This window comes from Azospirillum formosense, assembly GCF_040500525.1.
Lineage (GTDB): Bacteria > Pseudomonadota > Alphaproteobacteria > Azospirillales > Azospirillaceae > Azospirillum > Azospirillum formosense_A.
Genome location: NZ_CP159402.1, coordinates 2,150,927 through 2,172,750, shown reverse-complemented (window position 1 = coordinate 2,172,750; position 21,824 = coordinate 2,150,927). Strand labels below are relative to the sequence as shown.

Annotated in this window: 22 protein-coding genes; 13 read left to right on the top strand and 9 right to left on the bottom strand. The window is 69.6% G+C overall.

What is annotated here, in order from left to right; genetic code table 11:
- The first annotated feature begins 7 nt into the window (after positions 1–7).
- Positions 8–631, top strand: coding sequence for a ParA family protein (locus ABVN73_RS10370; protein ID WP_353857918.1), 624 nt, complete (start codon positions 8–10; stop codon positions 629–631).
- A 1-nt stretch (position 632) separates the two neighbouring features.
- On the opposite strand, the gene ABVN73_RS10365 is transcribed toward ABVN73_RS10370, so the two are convergent.
- Complete coding sequence (locus tag ABVN73_RS10365; protein WP_353857917.1) at positions 633–2,021, bottom strand: PAS domain S-box protein; 1,389 nt, start codon at positions 2,019–2,021, stop codon at positions 633–635.
- 188 nt (positions 2,022–2,209) lie between these two features.
- Between ABVN73_RS10365 and ABVN73_RS10360 the strand changes: the two genes are divergently transcribed.
- On the top strand, positions 2,210–2,746 hold the full coding sequence (locus ABVN73_RS10360; RefSeq protein ID WP_353857916.1) for a DUF4405 domain-containing protein: 537 nt from the start codon (positions 2,210–2,212) through the stop codon (positions 2,744–2,746).
- A gap of 9 nt (positions 2,747–2,755) precedes the next feature.
- On the opposite strand, the gene ABVN73_RS10355 is transcribed toward ABVN73_RS10360, so the two are convergent.
- The 3 genes from ABVN73_RS10355 to ABVN73_RS10345 form a co-directional block, all read right to left on the bottom strand.
- Entirely contained in the window at positions 2,756–3,520 is a 765-nt protein-coding gene (locus ABVN73_RS10355; RefSeq protein ID WP_353857915.1) for a methyltransferase domain-containing protein, read from the bottom strand.
- Between the two features lie 33 nt (positions 3,521–3,553).
- Entirely contained in the window at positions 3,554–3,718 is a 165-nt protein-coding gene (locus ABVN73_RS10350) for a hypothetical protein (RefSeq protein WP_353857914.1), read from the bottom strand.
- 150 nt (positions 3,719–3,868) lie between these two features.
- Positions 3,869–5,338, bottom strand: a complete 1,470-nt coding sequence (locus tag ABVN73_RS10345) for a HAMP domain-containing sensor histidine kinase (protein WP_353857913.1) — start codon at positions 5,336–5,338, stop codon at positions 3,869–3,871.
- A gap of 165 nt (positions 5,339–5,503) precedes the next feature.
- On the opposite strand from ABVN73_RS10345, the gene ABVN73_RS10340 reads away from it, so the two are divergent.
- Together ABVN73_RS10340 and rfaE1 are read left to right on the top strand one after the other, a co-directional pair.
- Positions 5,504–5,836: a hypothetical protein gene (locus ABVN73_RS10340; RefSeq protein ID WP_137139239.1), complete on the top strand. Its 333-nt coding sequence runs from the start codon at positions 5,504–5,506 to the stop codon at positions 5,834–5,836.
- A 70-nt stretch (positions 5,837–5,906) separates the two neighbouring features.
- On the top strand, positions 5,907–7,352 hold the full coding sequence (gene rfaE1 / locus ABVN73_RS10335; protein WP_353857912.1) for a D-glycero-beta-D-manno-heptose-7-phosphate kinase: 1,446 nt from the start codon (positions 5,907–5,909) through the stop codon (positions 7,350–7,352).
- 69 nt (positions 7,353–7,421) lie between these two features.
- On the opposite strand, the gene ABVN73_RS10330 is transcribed toward rfaE1, so the two are convergent.
- Entirely contained in the window at positions 7,422–7,580 is a 159-nt protein-coding gene (locus ABVN73_RS10330; RefSeq protein WP_114857656.1) for an entericidin A/B family lipoprotein, read from the bottom strand.
- Positions 7,581–7,704: 124 nt separating this feature from the next.
- Between ABVN73_RS10330 and ABVN73_RS10325 the strand changes: the two genes are divergently transcribed.
- The 3 genes from ABVN73_RS10325 (at position 7,705) to lpdA (ending at position 10,924) form a co-directional block, all read left to right on the top strand.
- Positions 7,705–8,586 (top strand): alpha/beta hydrolase, encoded by an 882-nt coding sequence (locus ABVN73_RS10325; protein WP_353857911.1) that lies wholly within the window; start codon positions 7,705–7,707, stop codon positions 8,584–8,586.
- 84 nt (positions 8,587–8,670) lie between these two features.
- Positions 8,671–9,315, top strand: coding sequence for a hypothetical protein (locus tag ABVN73_RS10320; protein ID WP_353857910.1), 645 nt, complete (start codon positions 8,671–8,673; stop codon positions 9,313–9,315).
- A gap of 208 nt (positions 9,316–9,523) precedes the next feature.
- Positions 9,524–10,924 (top strand): dihydrolipoyl dehydrogenase, encoded by a 1,401-nt coding sequence (gene lpdA / locus ABVN73_RS10315; protein ID WP_353857909.1) that lies wholly within the window; start codon positions 9,524–9,526, stop codon positions 10,922–10,924.
- Positions 10,925–11,034: 110 nt separating this feature from the next.
- On the opposite strand, the gene ABVN73_RS10310 is transcribed toward lpdA, so the two are convergent.
- Genes ABVN73_RS10310 through fsa form a run of 3 tightly spaced genes read right to left on the bottom strand, consistent with a single transcriptional unit; the run spans position 11,035 to position 13,389 of the window.
- Positions 11,035–11,994 (bottom strand): tyrosine recombinase XerC, encoded by a 960-nt coding sequence (locus ABVN73_RS10310; protein WP_145681411.1) that lies wholly within the window; start codon positions 11,992–11,994, stop codon positions 11,035–11,037.
- Between the two features lie 14 nt (positions 11,995–12,008).
- Complete coding sequence (locus ABVN73_RS10305; protein WP_353857908.1) at positions 12,009–12,722, bottom strand: DUF484 family protein; 714 nt, start codon at positions 12,720–12,722, stop codon at positions 12,009–12,011.
- Between the two features lie 10 nt (positions 12,723–12,732).
- Positions 12,733–13,389 carry a fructose-6-phosphate aldolase gene (gene fsa / locus ABVN73_RS10300; RefSeq protein ID WP_353857907.1) on the bottom strand — a complete coding sequence of 219 codons (657 nt, stop codon included), beginning with the start codon at positions 13,387–13,389 and terminating at the stop codon, positions 12,733–12,735.
- Positions 13,390–13,477: 88 nt separating this feature from the next.
- On the opposite strand from fsa, the gene ABVN73_RS10295 reads away from it, so the two are divergent.
- Both ABVN73_RS10295 and ABVN73_RS10290 read left to right on the top strand, forming a co-directional pair.
- Positions 13,478–15,736, top strand: a complete 2,259-nt coding sequence (locus ABVN73_RS10295) for a primosomal protein N' (protein WP_353857906.1) — start codon at positions 13,478–13,480, stop codon at positions 15,734–15,736.
- 159 nt (positions 15,737–15,895) lie between these two features.
- Complete coding sequence (locus ABVN73_RS10290; protein WP_353857905.1) at positions 15,896–16,399, top strand: cache domain-containing protein; 504 nt, start codon at positions 15,896–15,898, stop codon at positions 16,397–16,399.
- Positions 16,400–16,474: 75 nt separating this feature from the next.
- On the opposite strand, the gene ABVN73_RS10285 is transcribed toward ABVN73_RS10290, so the two are convergent.
- On the bottom strand, positions 16,475–16,798 hold the full coding sequence (locus ABVN73_RS10285) for a hypothetical protein (protein WP_353857904.1): 324 nt from the start codon (positions 16,796–16,798) through the stop codon (positions 16,475–16,477).
- A gap of 425 nt (positions 16,799–17,223) precedes the next feature.
- On the opposite strand from ABVN73_RS10285, the gene ABVN73_RS10280 reads away from it, so the two are divergent.
- From ABVN73_RS10280 to atpD, 4 genes are all read left to right on the top strand, one after another.
- On the top strand, positions 17,224–17,793 hold the full coding sequence (locus ABVN73_RS10280) for a F0F1 ATP synthase subunit delta (RefSeq protein WP_038526237.1): 570 nt from the start codon (positions 17,224–17,226) through the stop codon (positions 17,791–17,793).
- Entirely contained in the window at positions 17,793–19,322 is a 1,530-nt protein-coding gene (gene atpA / locus ABVN73_RS10275) for a F0F1 ATP synthase subunit alpha (RefSeq protein WP_094301856.1), read from the top strand. The genes ABVN73_RS10280 and atpA overlap by 1 nt, the downstream gene beginning before the upstream one ends.
- A 70-nt stretch (positions 19,323–19,392) precedes the next feature.
- Positions 19,393–20,283 (top strand): F0F1 ATP synthase subunit gamma, encoded by an 891-nt coding sequence (locus ABVN73_RS10270; RefSeq protein WP_353857903.1) that lies wholly within the window; start codon positions 19,393–19,395, stop codon positions 20,281–20,283.
- Between the two features lie 69 nt (positions 20,284–20,352).
- On the top strand, positions 20,353–21,792 hold the full coding sequence (gene atpD / locus ABVN73_RS10265; RefSeq protein ID WP_094301858.1) for a F0F1 ATP synthase subunit beta: 1,440 nt from the start codon (positions 20,353–20,355) through the stop codon (positions 21,790–21,792).
- Positions 21,793–21,824 lie beyond the last annotated feature (32 nt).

The window sequence follows — 21,824 nt, the reverse complement described above, 5'->3', positions numbered from 1 at the left end:
CCCGCCCATGCGGACCATCCTCGTCGCCAACATCAAGGGCGGTTGCGGCAAGACCACGATCGCCACACACCTCGCCGCGGCCAGCGCCGCCGCGGGGCACAGCACGGCGCTGGCCGACGTGGACCGCCAGCGCTCGTCGCTCGGCTGGCTGGCCCGCCGCCCGGCCACGGCCGCCGCCCTGGTGGGTCTGGACTGGGCCAAGGACCTGTCCGACGCGCCGAAGGGCATCCAGCGCCTCGTCATCGACGCGCCGGCCGCGCTGAAGACCAAGCAGATCGAGGATCTGGTGCGGATGGCCGACGTCGTCGTGCTGCCGGTGCTGCCCAGCGCCTTCGACGAGCAGGCGACGCAGCGCTTCCTCGGCAAGTTGGAGGAGCTGAAGTCGATCGCCAAGAACCGCAAGTCGGTGGCGGTGGTCGGCAACCGCCTGCGCGCCCGCACCAAGGCGGCGGACCGTCTTGACCAGTTCCTCGGCGGAGTCGGGCACAGCGTGGTGACCCGCCTGCGCGACAGCCAGATCTACGCCGACGCCGCGGCCTCCGGTCTCAGCCTGTTCGACCTGACGGGCAAGCGCGCCGCCGAGCACCGCGCCGACTGGGAACCGTTGCTGGCCTACATCGAGAAGGCGTAGGTCATCCCCGCCCGACCGGAATGGCGACGACGAAGCGGGTTCCCGGATCGAGGCGTTCGGCGTCCACGGTGGCGTTGATCTGCCGGACGGTGTTGACCAGCAACCGCATGCCGAGGCTCTTTGTCGGCGCCGACAGGTCGAACCCGGCGGGAAGCCCGACCCCCTGGTCGATCACCTCCAACACCATCGCGTCCTCGCCGTCCCGGCGCAGGGTCACCCGGATCGGCCCCCCGTGGTCGCCGGGATAGGCGTATTTCAGGGCGTTGGTGACCAGTTCGTTGACCACCAGCCCGATGGGGACGGCCTGATCGGTGGGCACGATGACCCGATCGCCGGTGAAGCTCAGGTCATGGCCCGGCGCGGTTTCCTGGAGCTTCCGGCAGAGGCCGTGCAGGAAGCCGGACATGTCGATGAAGCTCGCGTCGTACTGCCGCCACAGATGGTCGTGAACGCCGGCGATGGTCAGGACGCGGCTGTAGGCGTCCATCAGGACGCTGCGGGCGTCGTCGTCGTCCGACGCGCGGGCCTGCAGCGAGAGCTGCGCCGCCACCAGCGACAGGCTGTTCTTCACCCGGTGGCTGACCTCCTGGGTCAGCAGCCGCTGGCGCTCCTGCGCCTCGCGCTGCTCGTTGATGTCCGTGCTGGTGCCGAACCAGCGGGTGATGGTGCCGGCGGTCTCGTCGCGGATGGGCACGGCGCGGAACAGATGCCAACGGTACACGCCGTCGCGGCGGCGCAGCGGCGCGGTGTATTCCCAGGACCGGCCCTCCGCCCGCGCGGCGGTGACGGCGTCCAGCATCGGGTCGGCGTGGTCGGGGTGGATGACCGTCCACCAGCCGTCGTTCTGCATCTGCTCCATCGAGGTGCCGGTGAAGTCGAACCAGCGCTGGTTGTACCAGATGCTGTAGTCGGCGGGATCGCGCATCCAGGCGAGCTGCGGGATGGCGTTGGCCATGGTGCGGAAGTTGGCCTCGCTCTCGCGCAGCGCGGCCTCGGCGCGGACGCGGTGGTCGATGTCGGTCGCGGCCCCGATCCAGGCGATCAGTCGGCCTTGCAGATGGACGGGGGACACCCGCCCGATGTGCCAGCGGTACTGGCCGTCGCCGTGCCGCCGCAGCCGGACCTGGACATCGTAGGGCTGGCCCAGGGGAACCGCCCGGTTGCGCACCTCCTCATGGCGTGGACGGTCGGCGGGGTGGATGGCCTCCCGCCAGTTCAGCATGTCCTCGGCGCCGCCCTGCCCGGTGTAATCTCGCCATTCACGGTTGAAGAACTCGACCGTGCCGTCGGTGCGGGCGATCCACATCTTGCGCGGGGCGCTTTCGATGTAGGCGCGCAGGCGCTCCTCGCTCTCGTCGCGCCATCCTTCCGGCTGTTCCTGCGTGCCCATGAACCGCAAGCCCCGGTGGTTGCACCATGATCACGCAGCCATCTGGACCGTGGGGCGGGGCGGTCAAGCGCGCGGACGGCGATGGGCGCCGTTACACTCTGTAACGTTCGGCGGCGGTGCGGGACATCAAGCGGTTACAATCGGGCCCCATTTTGGCCGCATTCCGTTCAACCTGTGAGCCGTCCTCCATGCCCTCCGTCACCTCCACCATCACCCGGCAGATCGTCACGCCGGTGACCATCGTCCTGTTCGTCGTCTCCACGGTGACGGGAATCATGCTGCTTCTGCACTGGAACGGCAATCTGGTGCGCTTCTCCCACGAATGGCTCAGCGTCGGCTTCTCGGCCATCGGCCTGTGGCATCTGGCGCGCAACTGGACGGCCTTCCTGCAGTATTTCAAGCGCAACGTCGCCCTGTCGGCCTTCGTGGTCAGCGTCGCCGGATCGCTGGTCTTCACGGCGATGACCGGAACCCCGGCCTCCACCGGCGGCCCCGGCGCGATGATGCGGGCGGTGGCGAACGCCCCGCTGGCGACGGTGGCGCCGGTCTTCGGGCTGGACGCCGACAAGGCCATCCAGGCGCTCAAGGCCGCCAACATCGAGGCGCAGCCCGGCGAATCGCTGTCGGCCATCGGCAGCCGCGCCGGCATGAACGCGGTGGGCGTCGCGAACATCCTCACCGCCGCCAAGCAGCCCAGGTCGGCTTCAGGCGGGCCAGCGTCGTAAGGCTTCGCCTCAGACCCGCGCCACGAGGAACAGCCGCTTGAAGGGAAACAGCGTGCGGCCGTCGGGGCGCCGGGGGTAGGCGGCGTCCAGCCGGGCGCGGTAGGCCGCCAGGAAGGCGTCCAGCTCAGCGCCCTTCAGCGTGTCGAGGACGGGCAGCAGCGTCGTGCCGCGCGTCCATTCCAGCACCGGATCGTCGCCCTCCAGAACCTGGAGATACTCCGTTTCCCAGAGGTCCAGGCGTTGGGTGAGCGGGGCGAGCCAGCCGTAATAGACGTCAGGCGCGTGCACCGGGGCGGTGCGCAGGACCGGCGCCAGCCGCTCGGCCCAGGGGCCGTCCGCCGCCGTCTCGTAGAGCAGCCGGTGCGAGGGCGCGTCGAAGTTGCGCGGCATCTGCACGGCCAGCACCCCGCCGGGGGCCAGCGCCCGCAGCAGGTCCGGGAACAGCCGCTCGTGCCCGTCCAGCCAGTGCAGGGCGGCGTTGGAGACCAGCAGATCGACCGGCCGCTCGGGGCGCCAGACGCGCAGGTCGGCCTGGAGCCAGCGCACGCGGGACGGCGCGGTCCGCGCGCGTTCCAGCATGGCCGGGGAATTGTCCACCCCCAGCACCTCGGCCTCCGGCCAACGCTCGGCCAGCCGGCGGGCGAGCTGCCCGGCCCCGCAGCCGAGGTCCACCACCATCCGCGGGGCCAGGGAGGGCAGGGCCGCCACGAGGTCGTGGGCCGGGCGCCGGCGCCAGGACTCGAACCGTGCGTATTGTTCGGGGTCCCACGGCATGCCCGGCCTCCACCGGTTGAAGGGGCGTCGCGGTCAGTCCTGCTCGCGCTGGCGGGCGATCCGCTCGTCCATCTGGTTGTAGTGCTTCGTGACCATCATGAAGATCGTCCCGATGCAGCCGATGGCCAGCAGCCAGCCGCCGTAATAGAACGCCGAATCCGCCGCGCGCGACGCCGCCAGCAGGCCGATGAACGCCATGAAGCCCAGGATTCCCCCGGTGATCCACTTGCCCGTGCCTTCCAAAGTCCCGTTCCCTTCCTTCGTTGCCGGTCCCGCGCGGGGCGTCCGCCCGGCGGGATGCCGACGGGTTGACCGTGCCGCGAATTCTGGTGGAGCGGGCGCCGGAAATCAATCCGGGATGGGCGAATCCGATGTGGGCATTTCGCCCAACCGGCCGGCGTCCTCCACGACGATCCCCGGAGGAAGCTCCAGCGCGAAGACGGTGCCCGCCGCGGTGCTCTCCACCAGCCGCAGGTCGCCGCCATGGGCGCGCAGCACCTCCCGCGCGATGGCGAGGCCCAGCCCGACGCCGCCCGCCCGCGCGGAGCCGGCGAAGGGCTGGAACAGGTTGTCCCGCGCCCGCGGCGGCAGGCCCGGCCCGTCGTCGGCCACCCGCAGGAGCAGCCCGCCGCCGGGCCGCGTCAGCGCCGTCACCGTCACCGCCGCAGCCCCCGCCTGGGCGGCGTTGCGCCCCAGATTGACCAGCGCGCGGGACAGCTGGGCGGCGTCGGCGCGGATGGTCAGCCCCTCCGGCACGCGGTTGTCCCAATGCAGCTCCGCCCGCTCCCCGTCCGGGCGCACGACGTCCGGGCGCAGGGCGGCCAGCGCCGTGGCCCCGGCCTCCTCGACCAGCGGGCGCAGCGGCACCGCGGCCCGCGCCAGGGGCAGCAGCCCGTCGCGGGTGTAGGTCATGGTCTGGCCGCACAGCTCCACCGCGCGGTCGATGGAGGCCATCAGCCGCGGCGTGACCCGCCGCACCTCCGGGTCGGCGCTCTCGGCCAGCCGCTCCGACAGCAGGGCGGCGGTGGACAGGATGGCGCGCAGGTCGTGGTTGATCTTGGCGACCGCGGTGCCCAGAGCGGCCAGCCGCTCGCGCTGGCGCAGCGCGCTGCGGATGGTGGCCTGCATGTCGGCCAGCTCGCGCTCGGCCACGCCGATCTCGTCGCTGCGGGCGCTCGGCTGGAAAGGCGGCGTGCCGTCGGGGTCGCGGCGGATGGCGACCAGCCCTTCGGTCAGGCGGCGCATCGGCCGCACCAGCAGCCGGGTCAGCGAGACGAAGACCAGAACCGCCGCGATCAGCGAGATCGCCACCGACAGCGCCAGGATCCGGCCCGAAAAGTCGATCATCGCCCGGATCATCGGACGCTCGTCGATCACCATCTCGACCTGGAAGGCGGGGTCCTTGGGCGACGGCCCGATCACCCGGATCACCCGGTCGCGCCGCTGGGCCAGCGCCATGAAGGCGTCGGCGGCCAGCCGCGGCGCCATGGTGGCGCGCAGGTCGAAGACGGCGTCCACCGTCGGCGGCATGGAGCGGGACAGCATGTAGACCCGGCTGTCCGGCCGGATCAGTTCCACCGCGTGGGCGCCGACATGGGCGAGCAGCTCGTTCTGAAGCTCCATCGCCACCATCATGTCCGGCGTCGCCTCCACCGACAGGGCGGCGAGATGGGCGGCGGCCAGCCGCTCCTCCAGATAGGTCAGGCGGTAGCGCGCGATGGACGGCGTGTAGATCAGCACCTCCGCCAGCAGGACGAACAGCACGGTCAGCACCAGCAGCTTGGCCGACAGGCTGCGCGTCACGGAGGGCAGGGGCATGGCGGTTTTCGAGGGTCGCTGTCTGGAGGAGGGGATGCCGGAAGATAGGACAGGCGGGGGCGGCTGCCTAGCCGACGCGGGGCGGCCGCGGGGGTTTGCCCGGTTGAGGAGGCGGTCCCGCCGGCCCATACTGAACCCTCCGAGCAGCCCGAGAGGGGACACGCCATGTCCATCCTGAGATTCGAAGCGGTCCTGCAGACCGACCGGACCGCCGCTCTGATGGCGGCGGCCGACGGCATCACCGGCAACGGCGGCTGGATCGTCGACCACACGCTGTTCTCCGACGTGATGGCGGTCATCGCCTTCTGCGTTCCCGCCAATCGGACGACGGCGCTCGGCGATGCGCTGGCCGCCGCCGGCATCCTGGTCAGCCCGCCGCTGCCGCCCTCCCTTCCGGGAACCGGCGAGGCGGCGGAGCGGGAGTTGCAGGGACAACTGACCCTGACCTTCGCCAAGGGCACCGGCGACCTGCGGCACGAGGTCCCGGCCTTCGAATAGGCGCCGCGCTCCGTCCCGGGGCCACGCTCCCCTCTGGCGCCCCGCGCGCAAGGTTGGTAGTAGAACCGGCATGAGCGACCTTGCCCGTCACATCGACTCCCTGTCCCGCGCCAGCGTGCTGTGCGTCGGCGACGTCATGCTCGACCGCTTCGTCTACGGGTCGGTCGACCGCGTGTCCCCCGAGGCGCCGATCCCCGTCCTGCGGATCGAGCGCGAGACGGCCATGCTCGGCGGCGCCGGCAACGTGGCCGCCAACGTCATGGCGCTGGGCGCCGGCTGCCGCTTCGTGTCGGTGGTGGGCGAGGATGCGGCGGGGCTGGAGCTGGTCCGCCTCGTGGCGAAGGAGACGGGCGACGGCGGCGGGCTGGTCGCCGAGCCGGGGCGCCAGACCACCGTCAAGACGCGCTTCATCGCCGGCCGCCAGCAGCTCCTGCGCGCCGACGCCGAGACCGTTGCCGCCATCGCCTCGGAGGAGGAGGTGATGGTCGCCGCCCGCACCGGCATGCTGACGGCGGGCGCGGTGATCCTGTCCGACTACGGCAAGGGCGTGCTGACCGACGCCCTGGTCGCGCAGCTCATCCAGGCGGCGCGGGAGGCCGGGCTGCCGGTGGTGGTCGATCCCAAGGGCGACGATTTCGGGCGTTACCGCGGGGCCAGCGTGATCACGCCCAACCGCAAGGAGCTGATCCAGGCGACGGGGATGCCCGCCGACAGCGATGCCGAGGTCGAGGCCGCCTGCCGCTACCTGCTGGAGACCTGCGGCATCGACGCGGTGGTCGCCACGCGCAGCGAGCACGGCATGTCCGTGGTGACCCGCGACGGCGCCACCCATCTGCCGGCCGACGCGCGCGAGGTCTTCGACGTGTCGGGCGCCGGCGACACGGTGGTGGCGACCCTGACCTCCGCCCTGTCGGTGGGGGTGGAGCTGGCCGACGCGGCGTGGCTGGCCAATCTGGCCGCCGGGATCGTGGTGGGGAAGGTCGGCACCGCGGTGGTCCGTGCGCCGGAGCTGCTGTCCGCCCTGCACGAGCAGGAATGGCGCAGCGGCGAGGAGAAGGTGGACACGCTGGAGCAGGCGGTGGAGCGGGCGGCGCGCTGGCGCGCCCGCGGCAAGCGGGTGGGCTTCACCAACGGCTGCTTCGACCTGCTGCACCCCGGCCACATTTCGCTGCTGAATCAAGCCAAGGCCGCCTGCGACGTGCTGGTGGTCGGGCTGAACAGCGACGCCTCGGTGAAGCGGCTGAAGGGCGAGACGCGGCCGGTGCAGACCGAGACGGCGCGGGCGACGGTGCTCGCCTCGCTGGCCTGTGTCGATCTGGTGGTGATCTTCGGCGAGGACACGCCGGAGGAGCTGATCCGCGCCCTGCGGCCCGACGTGCTGGTCAAGGGGGCGGACTACACCGTCGCCACCGTGGTCGGCGCGGGATTCGTGCAGAGCTACGGCGGCAAGGTCGTGCTGGCCGACCTCGTGGACGGCCAGAGCACGACCAACACCATCAGGCGCATGCAGCGCTGAGCGCTGGGATGCGGACATCGGGGCGCTGAAACCCCGGAGCCGAAGCTCCGGGGCGTCCGCGCCGCGCGATCACATCTTCTTCTGGACGCTGTCCGACGAGCGCTCCATGGCGCGGCCGCCCGCCTGCACGTCCTGCCCCATGCCTTCGACGGTGTTGCAGGCGGCGAGGCTGGTGGTCAGGGCGGCACCCAGGGCGGCGAAAAGGACGAGCTTCTTCAGGCTGCGCATGGCATTTTCCTCTTGAGGTCGAAAACAATCGGCTGAAAAACGCGAGAAACCCACCCAAGGTTTCCGAAGACCCGCGATGCGGAAGGACAGTTCTCCACACTCAAACGGATAGGGGAGGGCGCGCATGTTCGAAGGGTTCACCCGCCACCGCATCGCCACCGACGGCGCCGAGATCCACACGCTGGTCGGCGGCGAGGGGCCGCCGCTCCTTCTGCTTCATGGGTTTCCGCAGTGCCACGCCTTGTGGAACCGGGTCGCGCCGCGGCTGGCCGAGCGCTTCACCGTGGTGCTGACCGACCTGCGGGGGTACGGCCGATCGTCGAAGCCGCCGGGCGATTCCGCGCACGAGACCTACTGCAAACGCACCAACGCGCGCGATCAGGTGGCGGTGATGGCCGCGCTGGGCTTCGACCGCTTCCGGCTGGCCGGGCACGACCGCGGCGCGCGGGTGGCCCACCGGCTCGTCCTCGACCATCCCGGCCGGGTCGAGCGCGTGGCCTTCCTCGACGTCGTGCCGACGCTGGAGGTCTTTGCCCGCATCGACCAGCGCATGGCGACCGCCTATTACCACTGGTTCTTCCTGATCCAGCCGAACAACCTGGCGGAGCGGCTGATCGGGTCGGACCCCGACTTCTATCTGGGGCAGGTGCTCGGCTCCATCGGCAGCAGCGCCGACATCTTCGAGCCGGAGGCGATGGAGGCCTACCGCGCGGCCTTCCGCGACCCCGCCACCGTCCACGCCATGTGCGAGGACTACCGCGCCGCGGCGAGCATCGACCTGGAGCACGACCGCGCGGACCGGGCGGCGGGCCGCAAGGTGGACTGTGCCGCCCTGTTCCTGTGGGGCCGCAACAGCGCGGTCGGGCGGCTCTACGACGACCCGCTGGGCATCTGGCGCGGCTACGCCCCGGCCATCGCGGGGCAGGAGATGCCCGCCGGCCACTTCATCCCCGAGGAGGCGCCGGAGGAGACGGCGCAGGCTCTGCTGGATTTCTTCACCGGCTGATCCTCACGCCGCGCATTGCGGAACCGTCCCTTTGTCGAAGCCCGGACCTTCGTCCGGACCGGCATCGAGGAAGGAGACGCCACCATGCGCTGTCAGCAGTTTTTAACAACTATCCAGGGCTGCGTCGCCAACGGCAGCATCAACGGCCCGCGGGCCACGGTGCTGGCCCAGAACGCCAACATCCGCGGCGGCTGGGAGGGCTGGCTCCAAGCCGAGATCGCACATGGTTTCCTGAACGTCGCGGGCAACTGGACCTGCGACCGGGAGTGGGCCTATCCATCCACCAACGTCGCGAATCCCTACCTGACCTACACGACGGTGGGCGGCCCGGCCTGGGGAGCCTCCAACAACGCCGCCGCCGCCGCCCGCGCCGACTTCTACCTGCGCCGCAACGCCGGGGTGGCTGACGACGTCTATATCGAACTGAAGTGCATCCTGCCCGCCCACGCCACGCCCATCCAGGACGCCTGGAACCGCTTCAACGCCGACGTCGTGAAGCAGCAGACCCTGCGCGGCGGCAACGCCGGCCTGAACTATGTCTCGCTTCTGGCGACCTTCGGCACCTTCCAGGCCGCGGACGTGGCGGGACCCAACCCGAACCTCGGCTGGTACTGGGCGGGCGGGCGCACCGCCTATGTGTACGATGTGGCCAACAATCAGGTCACCACCCTGGCGAACGTGGCCCAGGGCGGCGCCCCGCGCCTGTTCCTGATCGCCGTTTCGGTGTGACACGGGCCGGGGCGCGAGCCCCGGCTCCTCCCGTTCCGGCATGGGTTCCGGCCCTTCCCATGCCGGTCGTTCAACCCGGCATCCCTCCCCCCGGACGAACTGTCCCGTTGCCAGTTGGCCTGAGCGGCGGCATAAATCGGCGCGCGGCCCTCCCCGCTGGACGGGAAGGCTTTTGGCAAACACAAAAATGGCGGAAGGAAAGCCCCCAATGGCTGAAAGCACTTTCGACGTCGTCGTGGTCGGCGGCGGTCCCGGCGGGTATGTCTGCGCGATCCGTGCGGCGCAGCTCGGTTTCAAGGTCGCCTGCGTCGAGAAGCGCAGCGCGCTGGGCGGCACCTGCCTGAATGTGGGCTGCATCCCCTCGAAGGCGCTGCTCGCCGCGTCGGAGAAGTACGAGGAGGCCAAGCACGGCCTTGCCAAGTTCGGCATCAAGGTCGGCGGCGTCGAGCTGGACCTGCCGGGCATGCTGTCCCACAAGGACAAGGTCGTCAAAGAGAACACCGGCGGCATCGAGTTCCTGTTCAAGAAGAACAAGATCGCCTGGCTGAAGGGTGCGGGCCGCATCACCGCCCCGAACACCGTCGAGGTCGAGGGCGTGGGCACCGTCACCGCCTCCAAGGCCATCGTCATCGCCACCGGCTCGGAAGTCACCCCGCTGCCGGGCATCGAGATCGACGAGCAGAAGATCGTCTCCTCCACCGGCGCCCTGGATCTGCCGGAGGTGCCGAAGCGCCTCGTCGTCATCGGCGGCGGCGTGATCGGCCTTGAGCTGGGCTCGGTCTGGGGCCGTCTCGGCGCGCAGGTCACCGTGGTCGAGTTCCTGGACCGCATCCTGCCGACCATGGACGGCGAGGTGTCCAAGCAGATGCAGCGCATCCTCGGCAAGCAGGGCATGACCTTCAAGCTCGGCTCCAAGGTCACCGGCGCCAAGGTCACCAACACCGGCGTCACCCTGTCGGTCGAGCCCGCCGCCGGCGGCACCGCCGAGGAAATCGAGGCGGACGTGGTGCTGGTCGCCATCGGGCGCCGCGCCTTCACCAACGGCCTGGGCCTCGACACCGTCGGCGTCGAGATGGACAACCGCGGCCGCGTGAAGATCGGCAAGCATTTCGAGACCAACGTGCCGGGCATCTACGCCATCGGCGACGTGGTCGAAGGCCCGATGCTGGCCCACAAGGCCGAGGAGGAGGGCGTCGCTCTCGCCGAGCTGCTGGCCGGCCAGGCGGGCCACGTCAACCACGACCTCGTCCCCGGCGTCGTCTACACCTGGCCGGAAGTGGCCGCGGTCGGCAAGACCGAGGAGGAGCTGAAGGCCACCGGCGTCGCCTACAAGGCGGGCAAGTTCCCCTTCACCGCCAACGGCCGCGCCCGCGCCAGCGGCACCACCGACGGCTTCGTGAAGATCCTCGCCGACGCGCGCACCGACAAGGTGCTGGGCGTCCACATGGTCGGCCCGAACGTGTCGGAGATGGTCGGCGAGCTGGCCGTGGCGATGGAGTTCAGCGCGTCCGCCGAGGACATCGCCCGCACCTGCCACGCCCACCCGACCCTGTCGGAAGTGACCAAGGAGGCCGCCCTCGCCGTGGACGGCCGCGCCCTGCACATCTGAGGCGCATCTCCTTTCCCTCCCCCGCGAAGCGGGGGAGGTCTCTTCTCTCCCTCCCCTGCGTAAGCGGGGGAGGGCGGGGGAGGGGGCAAAGCATCTCCCGCCCTTCGGCCCTACGGCGTCTTCTTCGCCCGCGGGTGCGCCGAGCGGTACACCTGCATCAGTTGCTCGCTCTCCACGTCCGTGTAGCGCTGCGTCGTCGACAGCGAGGCGTGGCCCAGCAGATCCTGGATCGCCCGCAGATCGCCGCCGTCCGCCAGCAGATGCGTGGCGAAGCTGTGCCGCAGCGCGTGCGGCGTCGCGGTTTCCGGAAGCCCCATCAGGCGGCGCAGGTCGCGCATCCGCCGCTGCGCGATGGCCGGGGCGAGCTGCCCGCCGCGCACCCCGACGAACAGCGGCGCGTCCGGCCCCTGGCGGTAGGGGCAGGCGTCCATGTAGGCCCGCACCGCCTCGGTCACCGCCGGCAGCACCGGCACGATCCGCTCCTTGTTGCCCTTGCCGGTGACCCGCAGCGTCTCGCCCAAGGGCGCCTCGCGGCGCGTCAGGTTCAGCGCCTCGGAGATGCGCAGGCCGCAGCCGTAGAGCAGGGTGAACAGCGCCCGGTCGCGCTTGCCGACCCAGGGCTCGTCCGGTTCCTTCTCCGATTCCTCCAAGAGGCGGTCGGCGTCCAGCACGGTCAGCGGCTTCGGCGCGGGGCGCTTGATGCGCGGGCCGGAGAAGGTGTTGATCGCCGGGTTGTGCAGGCGCCCGTCGCGGTCCATCCAGCGGAACAGGTTGCGCACCGACGACAGGGCGCGCGACCGGCTGTTGGAGCCGATCCCCTTCATGGCGAGGTGGGACAGCCAGGAGCGGAAGTCGGTGACGGTCAGCGCGGCGAGGTCGTTCATCGACGGCGGCTTCGCCTGATAGCCGGTGATGAACTCCAGGAAGGTCGCGACGTCGCCGATGTAGGCGGTCAGCGTGTGGGGCGAGACGTTGCGCTCGCTCTCCATCCAGCGGCGCCAGTGCACCAGCACGTCCTGCACGTCGGGCTGGGCGGCGAAACCAAGGACGGGATTCTGTTTTCCGGTCATGCGTGCGGTCGGGTTCAGGCCGGCAGTTCAAGCCAGCCGCGGATCACCCGCTCGACCACGCGGGCGAGGAAGCCGACCAGTTCGGTGCCCTGGCCGCCGTGGAAGGTGTCCGGCTCGCGGCTGCCGAAGGCCAGCATGCCGTCCGGCGTCTCGCTGGACACCTGGAGGCGGATCAGGATCTCCGACCGCACCAGCCCGGCGCCGGGGCCGTACAGCTCCGGGTCGCCCTGGATGTCGGCGTTCAGCGCCACGTCGGCCTTGCCCAGCCAGCGGTCGACGGTTCCCGGCTCGACCACCCGCACGCCGGAGGTCTGGACATGCGGGGTGTCGTGGCCGTTCGATTCGACGATTAGGCAGGCGACGTCCAGGTCCAGAAGCACCGCCAGGTCGGTGGTGATGGTCTGGATGAGCTGCTCGAAGCTCTGCGCGTCGAGAAGGAACAGCACCGCGGCGTGGATGCGGTTCTGGCTGTTCATGTTGGCGCGCGAGGTGCCGAGCAGCTCGCGCTGCTGGTCCTTCAGCAGGCGGACCTCGCCGCGCAGGCGCTCGACCATGTAGGCCTGCAGGTCCACCACCCCGCGCCCGCGGTCCTGCGACGGCGGGGTGAGGTGGTGGATCAACTCGCCGTGATGGACCAGGAAGTCGGGATGGTCCCGCAGATAGGCGCACACCTCCTCGGCGGTCGGCGCGTCCTTCCTCTGGGGGGTGTGTCCCGGTTCCCGGCCCATGCCGCCGTCCTCAGAGGATGGACTGGCCGGTCTTCTGCCAGTCGGCGACGAACTGGGCGAGGCCCTTGTCGGTCAGCGGATGGTTGAAGAGCTGCTTCAGGACCGACGGCGGGGCGGTGACGACGTGGGCGCCCAGGCGGGCGGAGTCGACGATGTGGATCGGGTTGCGGATCGAGGCGACCAGCACTTCGGTCTTGAAGTAATCGTAATTGCTGTAAATCTCCACGATGTCGGCGATCAGGCCCATGCCGTCCTGCCCGATGTCGTCCAGTCGGCCGACGAAGGGCGACACGAAGCTGGCGCCGGCCTTGGCGGCCAGGATCGCCTGGGCCGGGGAGAAGCACAGAGTGACGTTGACCATCGTCCCTTCGGAGGACAGCGCCTTGCAGGTCTTCAGGCCGGCCTGGGTCAGCGGAACCTTGACCGTGACGTTGTCAGCGATCTTGGCAAGCTTCTTCCCTTCCGCCAGCATGGTCTCGAAGTCGGTGGACGCCACCTCGGCGCTGACCGGGCCGCTCACCACATCACAAATTTCGGCCACGAGGTCGAGGAAGCTGCGACCGGTCTTGGCGACGAGGGAGGGGTTGGTGGTAACACCGTCCAGCAGGCCGGTGTCGGCCAGATCGCGGATCTCGGCGATGTCGGCGGTGTCAACGAAGAACTTCATGACCTGGAATCCATACTTGCTGAGGAAGACCGTGCCCTGTTTCCCGGGATTCGCTGCCCGGCGTCGCGGCCAGGGGGCACTCTAGCCGATGCGTGAAAATTCCGCCAGATCCGGGGCCAAATCCGGTTCCGGAGATTCAGCGCAGGCGCTTCTGCCGGGCACGGTGCCGGTGGATGCGGACCCGCGCGTCCGCGTGCTGCTGCCGCTGCCGCTGCGCGAGGCCTACGACTACCGCGTGCCCGCCGGGATGACCCTCGTCCCCGGCGATTACGTGGAGGTTCCGCTGGGGCCGCGCCGCGTGCTGGGGGTGGTGTGGGGCGCCGGCGCCGGCGTGGTGGAGGCCGCCCGGCTGAAGCCGGTGGTCCGCCGCTTCGACGTGCCGCCGATGCCGGAGGTCGAGCGCAAGTTCGTGGAGTGGGTCGCCGCCTACACCATGACGCCGCCGGGCCATGTGCTGCGCATGGCGATCAGCGTGCCCTCGGCGTTGGAGCCGGCGAAGGCCACGCTCGCCTATCTGCGCAAGCCGGACGCGGAGCCGCCGCCCGGCTTCAAGATGACCGAGCCGCGGCGGCGCGTGCTGGCCCTGCTGGACGACGGCCCGCCGCGCACCCCGGCGGAGCTGGCCGAGGAGGCCGGCTGCGGCGTCACGGTGGTGCGCGGGCTGGCCGAGGCCGGGCTGCTGGAGCCGGTGCTGCTGCAGCCGACCAGGCTCGGGCGGCCCGACTGCCACCGTCCCGGCCCCACCCTGTCCGCCGACCAGGAGGCGGCGGCGGCGGACCTGCGCGCCCGCGTGGAGTCCGGCGTCTATTCCACCGTTCTGCTCGACGGGGTGACCGGCTCCGGCAAGACGGAGGTCTATTACGAGGCCATCGCCGCCGCCCTGAAGGCGGGCAAGCAGGCGCTGGTGCTGCTTCCCGAAATCGCCCTGTCGGCGCAATGGCTGGAGCGCTTCGCCCGCCGCTTCGGCGCGCCGCCGGCGGAGTGGCATTCCGAGCTGACCGGGGCGCAGCGCCGCGACACCTGGAGGGCGGTGGCCAACGGCGAGGTGCCGGTGGTGGTCGGCGCCCGCTCCGCCCTGTTCCTGCCCTACAAGAACCTCGGCGTCATCATCATCGACGAGGAGCACGACTCCGCCTACAAGCAGGAGGAGGGGTCGATCTACCACGCCCGCGACATGGCCGTCGCGCGGGCGCATCTGGGCGGCATCCCCACCGTGCTGGTTTCCGCCACGCCGTCGCTGGAGACCAAGGTCAACGCCGACAGCAACCGCTACGCCCGCATCGAGCTGCCGGGCCGCCACGGCGGCGCCGTGCTGCCCGACGTCGAGCTGGTGGACCTGCGCAAGGACCGGCCGCCGGCCCGCCACTGGCTGGCCCCGTCTCTGAAGACGGCCATCGAGCAGACGCTGGCGGAGAAGGAGCAGGTGATGCTGTTCCTCAACCGCCGCGGCTACGCCCCGCTGACCCTGTGCCGGGCCTGCGGGCACCGGCTGCAATGCCCCAACTGCACGGCGTGGCTGGTCGAGCACCGGCTGGCCCGCAAGCTCCAATGCCACCATTGCGGCCTGTCGCAGCCGCTTTCCCCGACCTGCCCGGAATGCGGCGAGGAAGGGACGCTGGCCGCCTGCGGCCCCGGCGTGGAGCGCATCGCCGAGGAGGTGGCGGAGCTGTTCCCCGAGGCCCGCGCCGCCATCATGGCGTCGGACACGCTGTTCGGCCCCCGCGCCATCCAGGAGATGGTCCGCCGCATCGCCGACCACGAGCTGGACATCCTGATCGGCACCCAGGTCATGGCGAAGGGCCACCATTTCCCCATGCTGACCCTGGTCGGGGTGGTCGACGCCGACCTCGGGCTGGCCGGCGGCGATTTGCGGGCGGGGGAGCGGACCTATCAGCTCCTCCATCAGGTGGCCGGGCGCGCCGGGCGCGGCGAGCGGCCGGGACGGGTGATGCTGCAGACCTACATGCCCGAGCATCCGGTGATGCAGGCGCTGGCCGCCGGGGACCGCGACGGCTTCTACCAGCTGGAGGCGGAGATGCGGCTGGAGGCCGGCATGCCCCCCTTCGGGCGCCTGGCCGCCCTGATCGTGTCGGGGGAGGACGCGGCGGCGGTGGAGAAACTGTCCATCGCCCTGGGCCGCGCCGCGCCGCGCAGCGACACCGTCGCGGTGCTGGGCCCCGCCCCGGCGCCGCTCGCCCTGCTGCGCGGGCGCCATCGGCGCCGCCTGCTGCTGAAGGCGCCGCGCACCGTCCAGGTGCAACCCCTGATCGCGCATTGGCTGGAGCAGGTGGAGATTCCACCCAACGTGCGCGTGCAGGTGGACGTCGATCCCTACAGCTTCCTGTAGAGATGCCGTACCCTTTGAGAAATACCGGACCTCTGTAAAGGGGGGCTGCGACGGATTGTCTCTGCGCGCTCCGCAGGGCACCTGTGACGTTTGGCCCGTTGCGGGCGGCGGGTCATGGTATTACCAGAGTATGGAAGTCATCTTTCGCCGAGCGATCTCATGTCCAGGCTGCGCGGTCGTTTCCACCTCCCCACCTTGCTGACGGTTCTCCCGGTTCTCGCGTTGCTGGCGATCATCGCGCTGGCGGCGGGCGTGCCCGCCCAGACGCGGGGGACGGAATCGGACGCCAAGGCGCTGCTCGACAAGACCAGCGGCTATCTGCGCCAGCACGGCGCGGACGCCGCCCCGGACGCCTTCGCCCAGAGGGACGGCGCGCTGATCGACCGCGACCTCTACCCGATGCTGATCGACCGCGACGGCGTGATGGTCGCCCACGGCTGGACGCCGTCGCTCAACGGCGCGAACCTCAAGGACCTGAAGGACGTCGACGGCAAGCCCTTCATCCAGGAGGCGCTGGACATCGTGGCGGATCGGGACTCGGGCGCCGTCAGCTACAAATGGACGGACCCGCTGTCCGGCCAGATCGCGCCGAAGACGATGATCGTGCGCCGCATCGTTTTGGACGGCGAGCCCTATTTGCTGTCGGTCGGCGTGTATCGCTGAGCGGGGGGCGTCGGCGGGCGGCCCGGCAGGCCGGCGGCGGCCGAATCGGACTTTTCCGAAGGGTGAAAAAGCGGCTCAGAGCACCGAGACGGAACGGTCGGCCCGGGGGCGGGGGCGCCAGATCGACAGGCATTCGGAGGCGCTGCTGCCCGAGCCGATGCCGTACCAGCCGGAGCGGTCGTTGAAGGACAGGCTGTAGCGCCCGCGCCCGTCGCGCTCGAACCGGAAGACGGGACGGTCCACGCCGGGGAGGAGAACGAGGAGCCGGTCATGCTCCCGGCCCGTTTCGCGGATGACCCCGGCCCAATGGCCAAGGCGCAGCTTCGGCTCGGCCACCGCCTCGAACTCGTTGAGGTCGGCGGGGGTGAAGCGGGCGCAGGAGAAGGCGACGACGGTCATGATTGGCCTGGGTTTGTCCTGTCAGACGGGCTGTGTGGCGACCGTGCGCGTGAATGGTTAAACGGGTGTTAAGCGGGGCGTTAGGTCACAGTCTGGTCTCTGGACCGCCGCGCGGCAGGCTCCGGAAATCCGGCTCCGGGGCCGGCCCCGGGGAGGGCAGGCCCTTCAGATGCCAAGGTGATCCGTTTCGGTTGTGAAGTGGTATGCCCATTTCCAGCGCCCGCCGCCAAGAACGGACCCCACCCCGCAGGGGCGCAAAACGCCGCACTCACCCCGCGCGCAAATTGTCCAGACCCCGTTGCGCAGGGCCTAATCCTGTGATATTGGACCGCTCGCTTTCGCGGGCTGGGCCGCCGCGATGTGGGTTTTGCCCTATTTAAGGCCCTGAAAATTCACCGTCTACCGAACTCAATTCGAGGGATCAGGTGGCAATCGAAGGTACAGGCGTTTCCGAACTCGCTACGCGCTACTCCATCGCGCTGTTCGAGCTTGCGGACGAGAACAAAGCGTTGGATCAGGTCGCGAGCGATCTGGTTGCGCTGAAGCAAATCCTGGCTGAGAGCGCCGACCTTCGCCGCCTCGTCCGCAGTCCCGTGATCAGCCGCGCCGACCAAGGCCGGGCGATGGCCGCGGTTCTGGACCGCGCCGAAGTGTCCGATCTGACCAAGCGCTTCATCGGGCTGGTGGCCAAGAACCGCCGCCTGTTCGCGCTGGAAGGCATGATCGAAGGCTATCTCGCCGAACTGGCCCGCCGTCGTGGCGAAGTGACCGCCCAGGTCACCTCGGCCCAGCCGCTGAGCGACGCTCAGCTGGCCGCGGTCACCGACGCGCTGAAGGCGTCGATCGGCTCCAAGGTGTTGATCAACACCACGGTCGATCCCGCGCTGATCGGGGGCATGATCGTTAAGTTCGGCTCGCGCATGGTCGACACCTCGGTGCGCACGAAGCTGAACAAATTGCAACTCGCCATGAAGGCCTCAGGGGGATCAGTCTGATGGATATCCGCGCCGCAGAAATCTCTGCGATCCTCAAGCAGCAGATCGCGAATTTCGGGACCGAGGCGGACGTCGCCGAGGTCGGCCAGGTCCTCTCGGTGGGTGACGGCGTCGCCCGCGTGCACGGCCTGGACAACGTGCGCGCCGGCGAGATGGTCGAGTTCCCCGGTGGCATCAAGGGCATGGCGCTGAACCTCGAGACCGACAACGTCGGCGTCGTGATCTTCGGCACCGACAGCGAGATCAAGGAAGGCGACACCGTCAAGCGCACGGGCACCATCGTGGACGTGCCGGTCGGCAAGGGTCTGCTGGGCCGCGTCGTGGACGGCCTGGGCAACCCGATCGACGGCAAGGGCCCGCTGGTGGACGTCACCCGCACCCGCGTCGAGGTCAAGGCTCCGGGCATCATTCCGCGCAAGTCGGTGCACGAGCCGATGCAGACCGGCCTGAAGGCCGTCGACAGCCTGGTTCCGATCGGCCGCGGCCAGCGCGAGCTGATCATCGGTGACCGCCAGACCGGCAAGACCGCCGTCGTCATCGACACCTTCCTGAACCAGAAGCCGATCAACCAGGGCGACGACGAGAGCAAGAAGCTCTACTGCATCTACGTCGCCGTCGGCCAGAAGCGCTCCACCGTCGCCCAGATCGTCAAGACCCTGGAAGACGCCGGCGCCCTGGAATACTCGATCGTCGTCGCCGCCACCGCGTCGGAGCCGGCTCCGCTGCAGTTCCTGGCGCCGTACACCGGCTGCACGATGGGCGAGTACTTCCGCGACAACGGCATGCACGCCCTGATCGTGTACGATGACCTGTCCAAGCAGGCCGTCGCCTACCGTCAGATGTCGCTGCTGCTCCGCCGTCCGCCGGGCCGCGAAGCCTACCCGGGCGACGTGTTCTACCTCCACAGCCGCCTGCTCGAGCGCGCCGCCAAGATGGGCGACGCCCACGGCAACGGCTCGCTGACCGCCCTGCCGGTCATCGAGACGCAGGCCGGTGACGTGTCGGCCTACATCCCGACGAACGTGATCTCGATCACCGACGGCCAGATCTTCCTGGAGACGGGCCTGTTCTATAAGGGCATCCGTCCGGCCATCAACGTCGGCCTGTCGGTGTCGCGCGTCGGCTCCGCCGCCCAGATCAAGGCGATGAAGCAGGTCGCCGGCACCATCAAGATGGAGCTGGCCCAGTACCGTGAGATGGCCGCCTTCGCGCAGTTCGCCTCGGACCTCGACGCCGCCACCCAGCGCCTGCTGGCCCGCGGCGCCCGTCTGACCGAGCTGCTGAAGCAGCCGCAGTTCCAGCCGCTGCCGGTCGAAGAGCAGGTCGTGTCGATCTTCTCGGGCGTGAAGGGCTACCTCGACAAGATCAAGGTCGAGGACGTCAACCGCTTCGAGCAGAAGTTCCTCGCCGAGATCCGGTCCAAGGGTGCCGACATCCTGGCGACGATCCGCAACGAGAAGCAGATCACCTCTGCGACCGAGGAGCGCCTGAAGGCCTTCCTCGACAACTTCTCCAAGGTGTTCGTCTGATCGACGGCGGGGGCGGTTCGGCCGCCCCCGCTTTCCTACCGATCGACCCCGAGCGGAATGAAGGGCCGGCATGCCAAGCCTTAAGGACCTAAAAAACCGGATCGCCAGCGTCCAGTCGACGCGCAAGATCACCTCGGCGATGAAGATGGTCGCCGCTTCCAAGCTCCGCCGTGCGCAGGAGCAGGCGGAAGCCGGTCGTCCCTACGCCGAGCGCATGGGCCGCATGCTGGCCTCTCTCGCGGCCAACGTGCAGGATTCGGGCAACGGCCCGAAGCTGATGACGGGCACCGGTTCCGACCAGGTGCACCTCCTGATCATCATCAGCTCCGACCGCGGCCTGTGCGGCGCCTTCAACGGCTCCATCGTCCGTGAGTCGCGCCGCCAGATCCAGCGCCTCCTGTCGGAAGGCAAGACGGTCAAGCTGCTCACCGTCGGCCGCAAGGCCCGCGACCAGCTGCGCCGCGAGTACGGCTCGCTGATCGTCGAGACCTACGAGGATGTGGGCCGCCGCAAGCTGTCCTTCGCCGACGCCGACGTGATCGCCCAGAAGGTGCTGTCGCTGTACGAGGCCGGCGAGTTCGACGTCTGCTCGGTGATCTTCAACAAGTTCAAGTCGGCGATCGCCCAGATCGTGACCGTCCAGCAGCTCGTGCCCTTCGCCGTCGAGGCGCAGGCCGAGGACGAGGCGGCCGGTTCCGACGTCAAGGCGATCTACGAGTTCGAGCCTGACGAGGAGCAGATCCTCGCCGAACTGCTGCCGCGCAACCTGTCGATCCAGGTCTACCGCGCCCTCCTGGAGAGCGCCGCGTCCGAACAGGGCGCCCGCATGACCGCGATGGACAACGCGACGCGCAACGCCGGCGACATGATCAACAAGCTGACGATCACCTACAACCGCACGCGCCAGGCCTACATCACCAAGGAGCTGATCGAGATCATCTCCGGCGCCGAGGCGGTTTAACGGCGCAGCGTTCGCGGTCGATACGACGGCACATCCGACAATTATCGAGTTCCGAGGGAGCTTTACTCCATGGCCACCACCACCCAGGCGACGAACGCCGTCGGCAAGATCACGCAGGTCACGGGCGCCGTTGTCGACGTCCAGTTCGACGGCGAGCTGCCGGCCATTCTGAACGCTCTGCACACCCAGAACGACGGCAAGGTCCTCGTGCTCGAGGTTGCCCAGCACCTCGGCGAGAGCACCGTCCGCGCCATCGCCATGGACAGCACCGACGGCCTGGTCCGCGGCGCCGAAGTGACCGACACCGGCGCCCCGATCGCCGTGCCGGTCGGCCCGGCCACCCTCGGCCGCATCATCAACGTGATCGGCGAGCCGATCGACGAGCGCGGCGACCTCGGCGCCGAGCGCACCCTGCCGATCCACCGTTCGGCCCCGGACTTCGTTGAGCAGTCGACGGACGCCGAAGTGCTGATCACGGGCATCAAGGTCATCGACCTGCTGGCCCCCTACGCCAAGGGCGGCAAGATCGGCCTGTTCGGCGGCGCCGGCGTGGGCAAGACCGTGACCATCATGGAGCTGATCAACAACGTCGCGAAGGCGCACGGCGGTGTGTCGGTGTTCGCCGGCGTCGGCGAGCGCACCCGTGAGGGCAACGACCTCTACCACGAGATGATCGAGTCGGGCGTCATCAAGCTCGACGGCCCGGGTTCCAAGGTGGCCCTGGTGTACGGCCAGATGAACGAGCCGCCGGGCGCCCGCGCCCGCGTCGCCCTGTCCGGCCTCACCCTCGCGGAATACTTCCGCGACGAGGAAGGCCAGGACGTGCTGTTCTTCGTGGACAACATCTTCCGCTTCACGCAGGCCGGTTCGGAAGTGTCGGCCCTGCTGGGCCGCATCCCGTCGGCGGTGGGCTACCAGCCGACGCTGGCCACCGACATGGGCGCCCTGCAGGAGCGCATCACCTCCACGAAGAAGGGGTCGATCACCTCGGTGCAGGCCATTTACGTGCCCGCCGACGACCTGACCGACCCGGCCCCGGCCACCTCCTTCGCCCACCTGGACGCCACCACGGTGCTGTCGCGTTCGATCGCCGAAATGGCGATCTTCCCGGCGGTGGACCCGCTGGACTCGACCAGCCGCATCCTGGACCCGCGCGTCGTCGGTGAGGAGCACTACACCGTCGCCCGTTCGGTGCAGCGTGTCCTCCAGACCTACAAGTCGCTGCAGGACATCATCGCGATCCTGGGCATGGACGAGCTGTCGGAAGAGGACAAGCTGGTCGTGGCCCGCGCCCGCAAGATCCAGCGCTTCCTGTCGCAGCCGTTCCACGTCGCCGAGGTGTTCACCGGCACCCCGGGCGTGCTCGTCAGCCTGGAAGACACCATCAAGGGCTTCAAGGGCATCGTGAACGGCGACTACGACCACCTGCCGGAAGCGGCCTTCTACATGGTCGGCACCATCGACGAAGCCATCGCCAAGGCGAAGAAGCTGGCCGCCGAAGCCGCCTGATCAGGTCCGGCTGACGTTCGGTAACGAGGCTA